The organism is Bartonella sp. SL320 (assembly GCF_059687635.1).
In genome coordinates, this window is sequence record NZ_CM185143.1 from 244,839 (window position 1) to 261,413 (window position 16,575).

Below are 16,575 nucleotides of genomic sequence, written 5' to 3' on the forward strand. Positions count from 1 at the left end.
ATAATATCTTTATCTTATAAAGCAGGGTATTTATTCATCATTGATGGCTGAATTATAAATGATAAAGTCAATTAGGTATTATTTGGGAGCATTTTTTATGAAAACGTCTTTTTTACCACCAAGAAGAGTTCTTGGGCTGGTGGGAGTTATTCTCTTTTGGTGTTTAACTTTTCCTGTCGTTTCGCAAGCTTCTCATAAGGTAGTAAAGGCGCAGAATGTAGTAAACCACTTTGCGGCAATCAAAACAATGACAGGTGATTTTATCCAATTTAGTCCAAAGGGGAAAATGTCTCAAGGAACATTTTATCTTGAGCGTCCAGGAAAAATTCGCTTTATTTACAAGAAAATGCCTTTACAAATCATTGCGGATGGTCAATTTGTGGGCGTGAATAATCGGGCTTTAAATACTTGGAACTTTTCACCACTTTCACAAACACCTATGAAGTTTCTGTTAGATGATAAAATTGACGTATCATCTGGGCGCTTGTTGGCTTTTCGCGAAGATCCAGGGGCCGTAACGATTGTTCTGCGTGATAAAACAATTGGGGCAGGGCAAATAAAAATGGTTTTTGATTCTAAAGGCTCTACTTTGCGGCAGTGGACAATTGTTGACCAACAAAACTTGGAAACGACTGTGCAGGTTATGAATGTGCGAACAGGCGTTCGGTTCGCTGAAGGAATGTTTACACTTCCTTCAAAGAAATGAAGAAATAGTGTTATATCATTGGGGTTGAAGCAGATGCTTTTTCGTATTGCAACTTGGAATATTAATTCTATTCGTTTGCGTCTTGCACAGGTTTTTCAGTATTTGGAACTCTTTCCGGCCGATGTTTTGTGTCTACAGGAAACAAAATGTCCTGATGCTTTATTCCCAGTGGAGGCTTTTGAAGCCGCAGGATATAAGCATATCGCACTGAGTGGACAAAAATCTTATAACGGGGTGGCGATTGTTTCTCGATTGCCTTTTAAAAAGGTCGAAAAGCGTTTCTTTTGTCAAAACCAAGATTGTCGCTATATCTCAGTGATTGTGGAAGCCCATGGAAGAAGCTTGCGGATTCATAATTTTTATGTTCCCGCTGGAGGAGATATCCCGGACGCTAATGTGAATGAAAAATTTCGTCATAAGCTTGATTTTTTGGAAGAAATGTCTTCTATTCGTGCCGATCAGGAAAAGGAGGTATCTTCTCTTTTGCTGGGTGATTTGAATATTGCTCCTTTGGCAGAGGATGTTTGGTCTCATCAGCAATTGTTGAAGGTTGTAAGCCATACACCCATTGAAACTGAGCGTTTACAGGACTTGTGTTATCAAGGTGGATGGGTTGATCTCATGCGGTTGCATATCCCTGTACCCACAAAACTTTACACATGGTGGAGTTATCGAGCACGCGATTGGGCTCTCACCGATTATGGGCGGCGGCTTGATCATGTTTGGTCCTCTCCAGATTTAGCTCCTTTTGTGGTCGATCTTTCGACTTTTCGTGATGCCCGCGGATGGGAACGTCCTTCAGATCATATTCCTGTGCAAACTGTATTTAATTTTTCATGTTAATTTTGAAATAAGAGGTAAATAAAGTATTAATACCACATAATGATTCTGAAAGAATGCGGGAGACTTGATGCATATCAAAAATCGCAAAATGGGCGCTTCTCGCGAATTACTTTCTAGTATTTTACTATGTTTTCTTTTGTCAGGATGTATGGTTGGTCCCAATTATCATAAGACATCTTTTTCTGTCCCAGCGCGATGGGGACAGCAGTCTGCACAGATATCAGGGCATTCAATTGCTCTGGCTGGATGGTGGCGGCGGTTAAATGATCCGGTTTTAAATACATTAATGGATGAGGCAATTTCTGGCAATAATGATGTTGCTGTTGCCAAAGCGCGGGTTCGTGAGGCACGTGCGAATTTGGGGCAAGTGGTGGGATCTTTGTTGCCAAATATGTCAAATACAATTGCAGGAACCCGTAGCGGATCTGGACAATCTGATGCGTTGAACCAATATCGTAGTGGATTTGATGCAAGTTGGGAACTTGATCTTTTTGGAGGGCATAAGCGAGGCGTTGAAGCGGCGCGTTATGGTCTTGAAGCGGTGGTGGAAGATATGCGTGCGACGATGGTCGTATTGTTAGGAGATGTAGCAACAAATTACATTCAACTGCGTGGTTGGCAACAAAAACTGTTGATTGTGCGGCAAATTGCTGCAACGCAGCGCAAAACATATGAATTGATGCAAGCCAAATTAACAGCGGGTGATATTTCTGAGCTTGATATTTCAAACGCGAAAGCACAAATGGCCAATACAGAAGCCGATATCTCTCAGATGGAAGCAAACGTGGCCATGAGTATGCATCGCCTTTCTGTCTTAACCGGTCATGTACCTACAGCTTTGAAGGATCTTTTGCAAAAAAATGCTAAACACATAAAAATTCCACAACCACAATGGCCAATACCAGCAGGAATTCCGGCAGATATTTTGTTGACACGTCCCGATTTACGGCGGGCAGAGCGCCAATATGCACAAGCAACAGCGCGCATAGGTCAGCGTCAGGCAGAGCTTTATCCCTCGCTTACATTAACGGGGAATATTTCAACAGCAGCAACCGCAATAGATCAATTATGGAAAAACTCAACTATTGGCTGGTCTTTTGGGCCCGGTCTTCGTTTTCCTTTTTTTAATGGAGGACAGATTGTTGCCTCTGTTGCGATGGCACGGGCACAGCGTGATCAGGCTTTTATTACTTATCGCTCTGCTGTATTGAGGGCTTTAGAAGATGTCGAAAATGCGCTTGTGAGATTAACAAAAGAACATCAGCGTCTTGAAAAGCTTGTTGTTGCAAACAAAGCTTTTCTGCATTCTTTACAACTTTCACGAAGTCTTTTTGAAAATGGCAATACTAGCTTTCTTGAATTATTAAATGCTGATCGTTCCTATTATTCTGCACAAATGGCTCTTAAAGATAGCCGTATTGCTCTTGCTACCCAATATATTGCTCTGATGAAAGCATTGGGAGGTGGATGGGATGGCGTTGTTGATGTCTCAAGTCCGGCAGTTGCTGATGGTGCACCCCGTTCGCTTGCAAAGGTAGGGAAATGAAAAAGAGTTTCATCAAAAATTTCATAAAAAAACGCAAAAAGCTTTCATTCTTTCTTATTTCACTCTTCATTATTATTTTATTGTGGCTGCGTTCTGTTTTTTTTGGAACATCCACGCCAATGTATATGACAGCTGTGGTGAAGCGTGGTGATATCGAAGAAAGTGTTTTGGCTTCTGGGCTTGTACGTCCTTACCGGTTGGTGGCGGTTGGAGCACGTGCTACAGGGCGGGTGGTTTCTGTGCGTGTCTCTCCGGGAAGTGTTGTGAAAGAAGGCGATCTTTTGGCAGAAATTGATCCTACAGATCAAGAAAATGATCTGAAAAGAAAAAAAGCAGCATTAGCTCATTATTATGCAAATTTGGTGGAACAAGAAGCTTACCTTGCTCTTGCACAGAAAAATTTAGAACGGCAGAAAAAAATGATAGAATCGCGTGCAATTTCAAAAGCAAATTTTGATGATGCGGCGACACAAGTGAAAATACGTGAGGCACAAATTGCTCAACTCCGTCAGCAGATTGTACAAGCCCAAATTGATGTGGAGAGTGCTGAGGTTAATCTCAGTTATACGCGGATAACGGCTCCTTCGGAGGGAACTGTTTTGGCAACGGTTGTTGAAGAGGGACAAAATGTCAATGCTGTTCAGTCGGTACCTACAATTGTTATTTTAGGCGATTTGTCAAAAATGACAGTCAAAGCGCAAATTTCGGAAGCGGATATTCTTAAAGTCCATGCCGGACAACCTCTTTATCTCACGGTATTGGGCAATTCAGACCGTCGTTATGAGGGCGTTCTAGAAAGGGTCGATCCGGCTCCTGAATCCATTCGTGCTGATGTGAGTATTAATCCTTGGGCAGGAGGGTCTAGCCCTCTTTCGGCGATTTATTATAACGGGGTTGTGCATGTTGATAATAAAGATAACTTTTTGCGAACTTATATGACGGCTCAAGTTCATATTATTTTAGGGCGTGCTCAGAATGTGTTATTGGTTCCAAGTGATGCTTTACGTGATGAAACAAAAGAGGGAAAAGCATGGGTTTCACTTTTAGTGGGGGACAATAAAGTGGTGGCAAGAAAAGTGACTGTGGGGCTTAATAACAAAGTGATGGCAGAGATTGTTTCTGGGCTGGAGGAGGGGGATGTGGTTATTACCGGTTCCCATGATGGTGTGATGCCAGAAATTCCTGATGAACATAGGGAAGATGAGAATTAGGTCATGAAAGCAGAAAAAGCAGATGCTGTTTTCGTTTTGGAAAATATTGTGCGCAAATTTCCTGCGGGTGAAACATTTGTCACTGTTTTAAAAGAGATCAATCTGACCATTAAACGTGGTGAAATGGTGGCAATTGTAGGGGCTTCCGGTTCTGGAAAGTCCACATTGATGAATATTTTGGGGTGTCTTGATCGACCAAGTTCTGGTCGTTATTGGATTTCAGGAAAAGAAATTGCTTCTCTTTCTGCTGATGAATTATCCGCTTTGCGGCGTAATCATTTTGGATTTATTTTTCAGCGTTATCACTTATTGAATGAATTAACGGCACTTGGCAATGTTGAAATTCCAGCTATTTATGCAGGTTGTGCACCGGATGTGAGAAAAAAACGTGCAGAAGAACTTTTAACACGTTTAGGTATGGGAGAGAGAGTCAATCATCGTCCTAATCAGCTTTCAGGAGGGCAGCAACAACGGGTGTCTATTGCGCGAGCTTTGATGAATAATGCAGAAGTTATTCTTGCCGATGAGCCAACCGGTGCTTTAGATAAACACAGTGGTGAAGAAGTGTTGCGTATTTTGGAGGAGCTTCATAAAGAAGGGCGCACTATTATTATTGTCACGCATGATATGCAGGTGGCTAAAAGAGCAGAGCGTATTATCGAGATCAGTGATGGGGAAATTATTGCAGATAATGTATCAAAGCGTAAAAAAACAAAGGCTGAATATTGTGTTCAAGAAAAGCAAAATCTAAAAGATCAAAAAACACTTGGTTTTTTTCGTTCTTTTGCTGAACGGTTTCGTGAGGCATTTGTCATGGCATTGTTGGCAATGAATGCCCACCGAATGCGAACTTTTTTAACAATGCTCGGGGTGATTATCGGTATTGGGGCGATTATTGCTATGGTGGCTTTGGGAAATGGTACGCGGGAAAAAATTATGGAAAATTTTAAAAGCTTGGGGTCTAATACCTTAACAATTTTGCCGGGAAAAAGCCTTTCTGATCCACAAGCAGATAAAATAACCAGTTTGGTGGAAGCGGATGCAGAAGCTCTTTCTAAATTACCCTATATTTCTGGTGTAACACCGCAGATTTCTGCAAGCTCTATGGTTCGTTTTGGTGCTATTAAAGCCAATGCTGTCATTGCTGGGGTGGGAGAACAATATTTTCAAACACAAGGACTTAAAGCTGTTCAAGGGCAGTTGTTTGATCAAAAAAGTGTGCATGAACGGGCGGTTGATCTCGTCATTGAAAAAGAAGCACTTACAGTGCTTTTTCCGCATAGTCATGGGAGTCCAATAGGAAAAATTGTTCATTTGGGCAATGTTCCTGCACGCATCATCGGCGTGGTAGATCCGCAACAGATGGGAGGGACCTCAAATACGTTGCAGGTTTATTTACCTTATACAACTGTGCAAACGCGTTTTCTTGGAACAACACAAGTTCGGGCCATTACTGTGAAGATCGCTGATCATATTGATTCAAATTTAGCCGAGAAGATGGTGAAACGTTTTTTGATTATGCGTCACGATGGGGAGGATTTTTTCATTAGAAATTCTCAGTTCTTTCGTGATCGTATTATGGAAAGTACCCATGTTTTAACGCTTTTGGTGTCTTCAATTGCTGCTATTTCATTAATTGTGGGTGGTATTGGGGTGATGAATATTATGCTGGTGACTGTGTCAGAGCGGATCAATGAAATTGGGGTCCGTATGGCAGTGGGGGCGCGTCAGAGTGATATTTTGCAGCAATTTCTCATTGAAGCCATTTTGGTTTGTGTCATTGGTGGTGGTTTGGGAATCCTCTTTGGCCTTTCTGTCGGTGGTTTGTTTTTGCTCTTTAAGGCACCGATACACCTCGTTTATACGATTGATTCAATCATTATATCTCTTACTTTTTCAACGCTCATTGGGATATGTTTTGGCTTTTCGCCTGCACGGAAAGCTTCACAGCTTGATCCTGTTGTTGCGCTCTCGCGTGATTAAGCACTCATCAATTTAAGATATATTTGTTGTTATATCTGGATGAAGTGTTGATGAAGTAAAGTATGAATGGAAAAAACTTTTATAATCTGCTGCTTTTTCCTAGAAAACGCTTTATTTGTTAAGTGGAACATATCTTGACTTTTTACTCAAAGATGTCGTTGGGCATCATACATCATGAATACATTTTTATCGTATTTTGTGGTTGCTTTATACTGGTTTTTAAAAGACTGTTCATGTGAACTATGGTGGTACGCCTATAAGCCTTTTTAAGGCATTAAGTTTTTTGAGAATATATGGTGAATATTTTTAGGCTTTTTTGTCACGCTTTATGAAAGTCAATCAATACGTGGTACGATTCAAACTAAAATACACTTATATTGCATATTTATGCGTTTTTTTAAAGAAAAGGCTCTATCTTTTGGTCCATTTTGCGATGGTGGTGCGTAAAGGATATAGCGTTTTGATGAAGTGTATAAAAACTATTGAGCACCGCTATCTTTATGCTTGATCAGGAAAAAACGAGAATCATCGTACACCGCTTCCTAATATTGCTATGGCTTTTGGCATGAGAAGGGTATAAACTTGAGATTTTTTATAAGGGGCATTTTTTAGCTCTTTCCTTATTGTTTTTTTACTTTACACACCAGCCTTATTTGTAAGATACAAGCAAATAGTTTTGATTATTTCAATATAAGAGGGTTTGAAATGAGAGCATCTTATGATATTTAAGCCGCTTATTTTGAGATGAAAAACACTTATTTTTTATCCAGTTCGTTGAGCGGTTTAGGGTTTCTTGTATAGTATAGCCTTTTTAAAAGATTTTAGAAAAAGATGTTATGATGATTTACAATTCTTTTGGTTTTGCAAAGGATTGGGGTTCATTGCAGGTGTTTAAGCTTGATGCAAACAATATTATGATTGTGCTCAAGTTTAAAAGGTGACTTAAGACATAGCCATTTTCCGTTCTTTCATGCATGTAACTTGGCTTTCTTGAGACTATTTGTTGTCAGATATTGCTTTTTTACTCTATCTCATTTTTTGGTCTGAAAAATAAACAAATCATTGCGGTTTCGGAGACAAAGGGTGGCTTAGATGTTTCATAGGGGGAGCGTGATTTTAGAACTAACTTTGTGAAATATAGGGTTGATCTCATGATTGTGGTCGTGAGGCAAAAAATTTTGAGAGGGAGAAAGCCTCTCATTTTGAATGATGTGTGAGTGAAAAGGGTTTTCATTTATTGAAAAAGCATAAGTTCATACTCAGCAGGAGTAAGACGGAATAAGAGAGCATCGTAAAACCAAACTGCAGATAAGCTGCCAAAAAAAATAATGGCGTAAGCAATGAGCAGTGCTATGTGTAGGTGGTGTGGCATTGTGCCTCCTAGGTAGACTCCTATACTGAAAAAAAAGAACGATAAAGCGGATCCGAATGCTAGAAAATTTAATAAGGCGAGAACCGGACCACGAAAAAACAAGAGGAAAAGAAAGATGAAAAAAAATCAAAACCTTTAATATCACGATGAATATTTTTCGTATTATAGAAAATATAGTCCATATTATCGCAAATATTATACGCACTACTTTTTGTAAAATGTGCTGTTTTGTGTGCGGTGTTTCTTCCCTAGTGTTTTGTGTGTTTACAGGTGTTGTGCTCATTTCCCCCCTCTTAGTTTTTAAGCTAAACCCTAAAATTATTGCGCACTTTCATTTTGTCTTTTTACAAAATGCAAAAAAATATTTTTAAAATCATCACGCTTTTCTTTTATTTATATAAGGAAGTAAACATCAGTAAACGCGTCAATATGGTTTGGGGATAGGCTAAAGAGGTTTTCTTAAATATTATGCAGCCGAGGATAGAGAAAACGTCTAAAAGTTATGATATTTTACATCTTTTGGGGGAGATAGGAGACACAAGAGCCATTGACGAATTGGTCTAGACGCGATAATTGAAGGTATTTTTAATTGGGGGGAGCATGACGCTACAATCGCTTTTACAGACCTATCGTGATGAAGCGCGTACTGAACGGGACAAGGGCACGTATTTTGAGCGTTTGGCTCTTGCTTATCTGACCCATGATCCAATCCAGTCAGGATTTTATGAAAAGGTTCAGACCTTTAAAGATTGGGCCCATGAAAATGATTGGGATGGTCGTGATACTGGTATTGATCTGGTGGCAAAGCTCCGTCATGAAGATGGTTTTGCAGCAATCCAATGTAAATTTTATGATGAATCCTATCGGATCAAAAAAGCAGATATTGATAGTTTTATTTCAGCATCAGGTAAGGAACCATTCAAGCAGCGTATTGTCATAGATAGCACCATGAATGCTTGGAGTGACAATGCGGAAACAATGATACAGGGGCAAAAAATTCCTGTTAACCGGATTGGTCTTTCTGATTTGCAGAAAAGTCCGATCCGTTGGGAGATTTTTGCAGCCAAAGGCACAATTGAGCTGGAGGATAAAAAGAAGCTCCGTCCCCATCAGGGGGAGGCATTGCATTTTGTGCGTGCGGGGCTTATGCAAGCAGATCGGGGTAAACTTATTATGGCTTGTGGGACCGGTAAGACATTTACCAGTCTTAAGATTGCTGAGGATTTAGCGGGTAAGGGAAAGTTGGTCTTATTTCTTGTGCCTTCTTTGGCATTGATGTCACAAACAGTGCGTGAATGGACGACGGATGCAGAAATTGGCTTGCGTTCCTTTGCGGTATGTTCTGATACACAAGTAGGAAAGCGTCGTAAAAGTAATGATGATGTTGCGGAAATTGATGTGTGTGATCTTGCTTTTCCAGCGACAACCGATGCAGCAAAACTGGCAGAACAAGCGGGCAAAAGTGTTGCAGATGAGATGAGCGTGGTGTTTGCAACCTATCAATCTATTCAGGTGATTGAGGATGCGCAGAAAAATTATGAATTTCCAACTTTTGATCTGATTATTTGTGATGAGGCGCATCGTACAACGGGGGCAACGCTGGAGGGAGAGGATGAATCTAATTTTGTGAAGGTGCATTCCAATGATGCTATTCGCGCTAAGAAGCGCCTTTATATGACAGCGACACCGCGCATTTTTGGGGATAACGCAAAAAGTCGTGCCAATGAAGCCAATGCTGTTCTCGCGTCGATGGATGATGAAAAGCTTTTTGGTAAAACACTTTTTTATCGGGGGTTTTCATGGGCTGTACAACATAACCTTTTAACGGACTATAAGGTTATTGTCTTAGCCATGGATGAAAAACTGGTGAGTTCTGCTGTTCAAAAGCGCCTTAGTGATAGCGAATCTGCGCTTATTCTTGATGATGCTACAAAAATTATTGGCTGTTATAAAGCGCTGACCAAACAAGATATGAAGGCTGATATTGGGGGTGACCGACATCCTATGCAGCGTGCCTTGGCATTTTGTAAAGATATTCGCAGTTCTAAACTGGTCCGTGATGAATTTTCAGCTGTGGTTGAAGAATATCTTGAGTATACGCAAGGGAATGCAGAAAACGCGCCATTTTTGCAATGTGACGTGAAACATGTTGATGGCACTTTTAATGCTAAGGATCGGAGTGCGCTGCTTGATTGGCTGAAAGCTGAGAGCGGTGATGATGTTTGTCGTATTTTGACCAATGCTCGGTGTTTGTCTGAAGGGGTGGATGTGCCAGCGCTTGATGCCATTATGTTTTTAAATCCACGCAAGAGTCAGATTGATGTTGTGCAAGCGGTTGGGCGGGTGATGCGTCGCTGTGAGGGCAAAAGGATGGGCTATGTCATTTTGCCCATTGGGGTTCCTGCTGGTGTTCCAGTGGAACAAGCTTTGAATAACAATGATAAATATCGGGTTGTTTGGCAAATTTTAAATGCTTTGCGCGCGCATGATGATCGTTTTGATGCGACGATTAATAAGGCATCGCTGGGGCAAGATATCAGCAATGTGATTGAAATTATTGGGGTGACGCAAAGTAGTGAGTTACAGGCTGTGACAGCTGTTGTAGACAATCTTCCGGTTCGCTCACAACCTGCAAGATCGGGAATTGGAAGTCCTGAGCTAGATCTCCTTTTGACGGATCCAGGCGCGGGACAACTTTCTTTTGCAATGGATGAGCTTTCGCGTGCGATCATGGCAAAGATTGTCAAAAAATGCGGCACGCGTGATTATTGGGAAGATTGGGCAAGTAATATTGCGGAAATTGCCAAGAACCATATCACGCGCTTAACAGGACTGCTTGCAGCACCAGAGACGAAGGCACGTCAAGCCTTTGATCAGTTTTTAGCAGAACTGCGGGACGATTTAAACGATACCATCACAGAGGCTGATGCGGTTGAGATGTTGGCACAACATATTATCACGCGTCCTGTCTTTCAGGTGTTGTTTGAAGGCTATCAGTTTACGCGTGAGAACCCTGTCTCGCGTGCTATGCAACGGATGCTTGATGTGCTTGATGAGGAAAATCTTGATAAGGAATCCAAAGATCTTGAGAAATTTTATGCAAGTGTGAAATTACGCGCCAGTGGCATTACCGATCCAAAGGCAAAACAGAGATTAATTGTAGAGCTTTACGATAAATTTTTTCGTTATGCTTTTCCTCGTACGGTAGAAAAACTCGGCATTGTTTATACCCCCGTTGAGGTGGTGGATTTTATTCTGCACTCCGTCAATGATGTTTTAGAGAAAGAATTTGGCCAAACGCTTGGCTCATCGGGGGTGCATATCATGGACCCCTTTACCGGAACGGGCACCTTTATAACACGGCTTTTGCAATCAGGCTTGATTACACCAGAGGAGATGAAATACAAATATTGTCATGAAATTCATGCCAATGAGATGGTTCTCTTGGCTTATTATATTGCCGCCATTAATATTGAGACAACCTATCATGGTCTGATGGGGGGTGATTATGTTCCGTTCGAGGGAATTTGTCTGACCGATACATTTCAGCTCTATGAGCAAGATAAAGACCTGATAAGTGATTTGCTGGTGGCCAATAGCACCCGACGGGCACGTCAGAAGGAATTGGATATTCGTGTTATTGTTGGTAATCCCCCTTATTCTTTTGGGCAAAAAAGTGAAAATGACAATGCACAAAATATTGGTTATCCTAAACTGGACCGTCGCATTCGTGAAACCTATGCTACTCAATCCAAAGCGAGTAATCTTAATAGAGTTTACGACAGTTATATTCGTGCTATTCGCTGGGCAAGTGATCGCATAAAGAGTAGTGGTGTTATTGGTTTTGTGACAAATGCGAGTTTTATCAGTAGTCACTCTACGGATGGTTTACGAAAATGTTTGGTCGAGGAATTTAGCAGTCTTTATATCTTCCATTTGCGGGGAAATCAGCGGACCTCTGGAGAACTTTCTCGAAAAGAAGGGGGTAAAATTTTTGGTGCCGGAAGTCGAGCACCCATTGCTATTTCTATTCTGGTAAAAAATCCAGATGCACAGCAACATGGGAAAATATATTTTCATGACATTGGCGATTATCTCACGACAAAAGATAAACTCCGTGAGCTTCAGCGATTGGGCAGCGTTGATGGCGTCAAGCATGAATATGGATGGCAGACAATTACACCAGATGAGCATGGTGATTGGTTGGATCAACGTGATGAAAGTTTTGAAAAATTTCTAGCTTTAGGTGACAAGAAGGGTAGTGATAAAAAGCTTTTTGGAAATTTTTCACTTGGTATTTCAACTAGTCGTGATGCTTGGGCATATAATGCAAGTCGTGAAGCTTTAACAAAGAATATGAGCAATATGATTGCTTTTTATAATAGTGAAGTGGAGCGTTTTAATAGCGCTTATGGACATTCTAACCGTAAGGTGCGTACAAATGCTGTAAATGATTTTGTTAACACGGATGCGAGAAAGATTAGCTGGAGTAGTGGTCTTAAAGAAGAATTAATAAGAGGAAAAATTTCCGAATTTGAAAGTGATTGCGTAGTTCAGAGTCTTTATCGTCCTTTTACAAGGCAGTGGCTTTATTATAATCGCACTTTTAATGAGAGAGTATATCAAATGCCGCGTATTTTTCCTGTGGGGCAAGCGGTTGAAAATAGAGTGATACAAGTTACGGGCGTAGGTGTAAGTGATTTTTCTGTTCTTATGATTAAAGACTTACCTAATCTTAATGTGATGACTGCTAGTCAATGTTTTCCACGGTATGTTTATGAAGATGGTGCTTTAGAAGATAAAGAAGGGAATCAGGTTCATTTGTTTGCAAACCTTGCAGAGGAAAGCAAAAAAGCTGGTGTAGAGCGGCGTGATGCACTGACAGATGAAGGGCTAGCGCATTTTAAGGCAGCCTATCCTAGTGAAGTGATTACAAAGGATGATTTGTTTTATTATGTCTATGGCATTTTGCACTCTGAGGATTATCGTGCGCGTTATACGCATAATCTGTCTAAAGAATTGCCACGGATTCCAACGGTTAAAAAGGTAGAGGACTTTTGGGCTTTTGTAACGGCGGGTCGAAAGCTTGGTGATTTGCACATGAATTATGAAGAGGTTGAGCCCTATCCCGTGACCTATAAACAAGGGGCCCCAAGCACTTGGGTAATTTCTGATGAAAAGAGTTTCTATCGTGTTCAAGCGATGAAATTTGCAGGTAAGCGCGGTGCTGTTGATAAAAGTAGCGTGATTTACAATGCGAATATCACCATGCAAAATATTCCTCTTGAAGCTTATGATTATGTGGTCAATGGCAGGTCTGCTCTTGAATGGGTAATGGAGCGACAGATTGTCAAAACGGATAAAGCGAGCGGCATTGTGAATGATGCCAACCGTTATGCTGTTGAGACGGTGGATAATCCAGCCTATCCTTTAGAATTGTTTCAACGGGTTATTACCGTAAGCTTAGAAACCATGAAAATTGTGCGCAGTCTTCCAAAGTTAGAAGTGCGAGAAACTGAAAAGGTTACGTTATCCATTGTGCGGTAAAATAGTGTCGAGTTCTAACAAGATGGAACTCTCATATATTTTTGCCAACTCGTGGGTGTAGCGATAAGCCCTTGGAGTTTGCGATGGTCTATAAGGGGGGCATGTTTTTCTTAATGGGGTACGCCTCTCACGTAAAACAGAGCGCCACCCAGTTGCTAATTTACGGGTTTGTTTTAAGAGACATTTCTTAAAGCATGTCACACACCTATTTCACGGCGTCGACCATGAATGGTATAATGGTAAAGCCCCCCTGGAATAATATAAAATCCATTGAGCACCCCCCCATTTTTACGTTTGTGAAGTAACAAGCCGACATCATCACACACTCGTGCCAGCCCTAGAATGTTGCGATAAGCCCTTGATTCATAAGAGGCATTTTTAGTCCTTTCTTTAACAGTTTTTATCCACATACCAGCCCCGCTTATCACGTGTAAGCAAGAGATTTTGATTGATGCAAGATAAACAAGTCTGAAATAAGAAAATCTTACGTTATTCGGATTTCTAATTCAATATTAGAAACACTAGATTATTATTATAAATTAATATCTTATATAAGATTCGGGGGAGATGTCCACGTTATTGTTTTATGACTTGATTGTATATCTGTTGGTTGAGAGCCGTATAGTCTAATACAGTTTTTAATGATTTTAGTGTTTTTTCTTGTGGTTATTTAGGATGATGAGCAATGTGAAGTCATAGCATTGGAAAGTCAACAAATAGAGCGAGCGTTTTAATGTTTAGAATATCGTTACAGTCATCATGTGGCTAGTGTGGATAGTGTATATTTGTGGAAAAGTGATCACGTAAGAAATATAAAAATTGAGGGAATAGTTGACTGGATTAAGCCTAAAGTAAGGTTCTTGAGGGGGGCGGGCAGTAGAGTGTGGATAAAAAGATTTAAAGTCATAAAGAGAAAGGCTAGGGGGGGTGAAAGCTCAGGGGGAAAGATTAAGGGGGAAAGATTAGGGGGATTGAAAGTACAGAGGAAAAGGCCAAGGCGACACGATCAGAAGGCTGTTCTAATGTAGACTTGGAGCGTTTTAATATATTGCAAGAGAAGAATGCGCATTTGATTGATCTGTTGTATTGTACTTTCAGCTTTGCTCTTTTTCACAGGATAAGCAATGAAATGGATATCAGGCATGAGATATTTAAGCTCACGCATCGAGCGCCATATGTGGTAGTCATGGGTAACAATATAAAGGGTTTTATAATGGTGTTTTTTTATCCAAGCGGCGCTTTCTTCAGCATTGCCTCTGGTGTTAATTGCTTGATGCCCAATGTCAATACAACAAGAGACAAGCCGTGGGCTAATATGCATGTTATGCATAAAACCCCTTAGATTGGTTGAGGTGTTAACACCACTGATGAGGAGCCGTGAACCGAGCCCCTTTTGTAAGAGATGAAGTCCTATCTCTATCCGATTTTCTCCGCCTGTAAGCACAATGATGGCATCGGCTTTGGGCAGAGGGGTTGGTGGGGAAAGCCGTTCTGTTTTTTCAGAAAAAATAATAAAACCACCCCAAAAAATGAAGACAATGACAGCAAGAGTAAGGGTTGTGGGTGGAAAATAGCGAAATAAGCAGCCGAGAGACCAATTATAATGAGGCCGTTTTGCAACAGGATGGTCTAAATCGTTTTGCGTTGATGAGTTAGAGCTGCGAGTCATAAATTAAAATAAACCATTTTCACATTGATCGATTTTTTTCAGTTGCGTTAAAATAGTCATGCGGTTTGTAAGAGTGGTGAGAAAAGAAACGGAAATAATAAGGAGAATGATTTTTCCATAAGGAATGGAATTTATGGAAATATGTCCAAACAAAGCCGTTATTTGGCTGGCTTCTGCTCTCCCCAAGTTATAATTTGTCCAGAAGCAAAAGGCTGAAAACAAAAATATGCTTGTAAGACCACCATATAAGGCTCCACGCAGCGCAGTTTTAAAAAAATGCCAATCAAATTGGCGTGCAATGAAAAGGGTTTCAGTACCAAGGAAATATAACACATTGATAATATGGGCATTTTCTGCCAATGCATTGCGGGTGGCAAAAATGATGGTGAGGATAAGAGAGCCTAAAACCAATGCTAAAATTGAAAAACCAATGAAAACTGTGGTGTATGCCATGGTTGCAAAACGATGGACCCAAACACGGTGATCGTCAAATTGACCGCCTGGAATTTGAGTTTTAATGGCGTGATTGATAGCAGCAAAATTGATTTTTTCATTCTCTTTTAGGGTAACAATGATAAGGCGGGGAAGGGGCAATTCATTCAAATTAAAACCGGTTCCAAGCCATGGCTCCAGTAACTTTTCCGTGGCTATTTGGTCAACTATTTTTGCATCTTCTACACCGGAAAAGGTTTTAACCAATTGTACAGCATCATGAAGCGCTTTATTGATATCAACATTATCAATGGGGCGTATTTGTATTGTTGCTTCATAGCTAATCTGATTGCTCCAATTTTTGGCAGAACGCTGAACTAAATCAACACCAATTAAGGTGAGGCTTGAGAGAAATGTCATAATAGCAATTACAGCAACCAATGCTTTTCCAGAAATATTGTTACTGGGAATAATCGCTGTTGTGTTTTTTTTATTGTTGGTAAAAATGGGAAAAGCTTTATTCATGAATCGTCATCCGTCCATTATGGAGAAGCATACGCCGTGCTGCAACTTGTTCCATTAAAGCGATATCATGGGTGGCAATAATAACAGCGGTTCCAAAACGATTTAATTCAATAAACAAACGCAGAAGGCGCTTTGCCAAGGGCGGATCAACATTTCCTGTTGGTTCATCTGCAAGTAGAATTTCGGGTTGATCGATAAGCGCACGGGCAATGGCGACCCTTTGTTTTTCTCCACCGGAAAGAACCGGTGGTAAAACATGAATATGATCTCCAAGACCGACCCAACAGAGGAGATCTTCTACTTCACTGCGATAGGTTGCTTCTTCTTGTCCTTTAATGCGTAAAGGTAAGGAAACATTTTCATAAGTGGTCATGTGGTCGAGCAAACGAAAATCTTGAAAAACCACACCGATACGTTGTCGTAGCGCAGGAAGTTCTTGTCGTTTAAGCAATGCTGTATCTGTTCCAAATAAATCAATATGACCGCGGGTGGGTTTGAGCGCCAAAAACATCAGACGCATTAAAGATGTTTTCCCTGCTCCAGAGGCACCAGTGAGAAATTGAAATGATCCAGCAGGAATATGAAAGCTAATATCACGAAGGACTTCAGGGCCCATTCCATAGCGCAGACCGACATTTTCAAAATGAATCACTTTTTATTATTACTCCTGATCTTATATTGCATACTGCATCATTTATTTTAATTTATTCTAAAAGTTCCTGCTTTCTTTCATCACGTTAA

The 16,575-nt window shown here is 40.7% G+C and carries 10 protein-coding genes; 6 read left to right on the forward strand and 4 right to left on the reverse strand.

Going from position 1 to position 16,575, the window contains the following annotated elements; genetic code table 11:
• Positions 1–97: 97 nt before the first annotated feature.
• The 6 genes from AC6ER8_RS00985 (at position 98) to AC6ER8_RS01010 (ending at position 13,208) form a co-directional block, all read left to right on the forward strand.
• Positions 98–706, forward strand: a complete 609-nt coding sequence (locus tag AC6ER8_RS00985; RefSeq protein ID WP_497078596.1) for a LolA family protein — start codon at positions 98–100, stop codon at positions 704–706.
• A 33-nt stretch (positions 707–739) separates the two neighbouring features.
• Positions 740–1,549, forward strand: a complete 810-nt coding sequence (locus tag AC6ER8_RS00990; RefSeq protein ID WP_497078598.1) for an exodeoxyribonuclease III — start codon at positions 740–742, stop codon at positions 1,547–1,549.
• A 67-nt stretch (positions 1,550–1,616) separates the two neighbouring features.
• Entirely contained in the window at positions 1,617–3,095 is a 1,479-nt protein-coding gene (locus AC6ER8_RS00995; RefSeq protein ID WP_497078600.1) for an efflux transporter outer membrane subunit, read from the forward strand.
• Positions 3,092–4,306: an efflux RND transporter periplasmic adaptor subunit gene (locus AC6ER8_RS01000; protein ID WP_497078602.1), complete on the forward strand. Its 1,215-nt coding sequence runs from the start codon at positions 3,092–3,094 to the stop codon at positions 4,304–4,306. Before AC6ER8_RS00995 ends, AC6ER8_RS01000 begins: the two co-directional genes overlap by 4 nt.
• A 3-nt stretch (positions 4,307–4,309) precedes the next feature.
• Positions 4,310–6,289: a MacB family efflux pump subunit gene (locus AC6ER8_RS01005; RefSeq protein WP_497078604.1), complete on the forward strand. Its 1,980-nt coding sequence runs from the start codon at positions 4,310–4,312 to the stop codon at positions 6,287–6,289.
• 1,972 nt (positions 6,290–8,261) lie between these two features.
• Positions 8,262–13,208 carry a DEAD/DEAH box helicase gene (locus AC6ER8_RS01010; protein WP_497078605.1) on the forward strand — a complete coding sequence of 1,649 codons (4,947 nt, stop codon included), beginning with the start codon at positions 8,262–8,264 and terminating at the stop codon, positions 13,206–13,208.
• A gap of 197 nt (positions 13,209–13,405) precedes the next feature.
• Here AC6ER8_RS01010 and AC6ER8_RS01015 read toward each other — a convergent pair whose 3' ends face one another.
• The 4 genes from AC6ER8_RS01015 to ftsE form a co-directional block, all read right to left on the reverse strand.
• Complete coding sequence (locus AC6ER8_RS01015; protein ID WP_497078607.1) at positions 13,406–13,618, reverse strand: hypothetical protein; 213 nt, start codon at positions 13,616–13,618, stop codon at positions 13,406–13,408.
• A 596-nt stretch (positions 13,619–14,214) separates the two neighbouring features.
• Entirely contained in the window at positions 14,215–14,877 is a 663-nt protein-coding gene (locus AC6ER8_RS01020) for a YdcF family protein (protein WP_497078609.1), read from the reverse strand.
• 3 nt (positions 14,878–14,880) lie between these two features.
• Entirely contained in the window at positions 14,881–15,834 is a 954-nt protein-coding gene (locus AC6ER8_RS01025) for a cell division protein FtsX (RefSeq protein ID WP_497078611.1), read from the reverse strand.
• Positions 15,827–16,486, reverse strand: coding sequence for a cell division ATP-binding protein FtsE (gene ftsE / locus AC6ER8_RS01030; protein WP_012232498.1), 660 nt, complete (start codon positions 16,484–16,486; stop codon positions 15,827–15,829). Before ftsE ends, AC6ER8_RS01025 begins: the two co-directional genes overlap by 8 nt.
• Positions 16,487–16,575 lie beyond the last annotated feature (89 nt).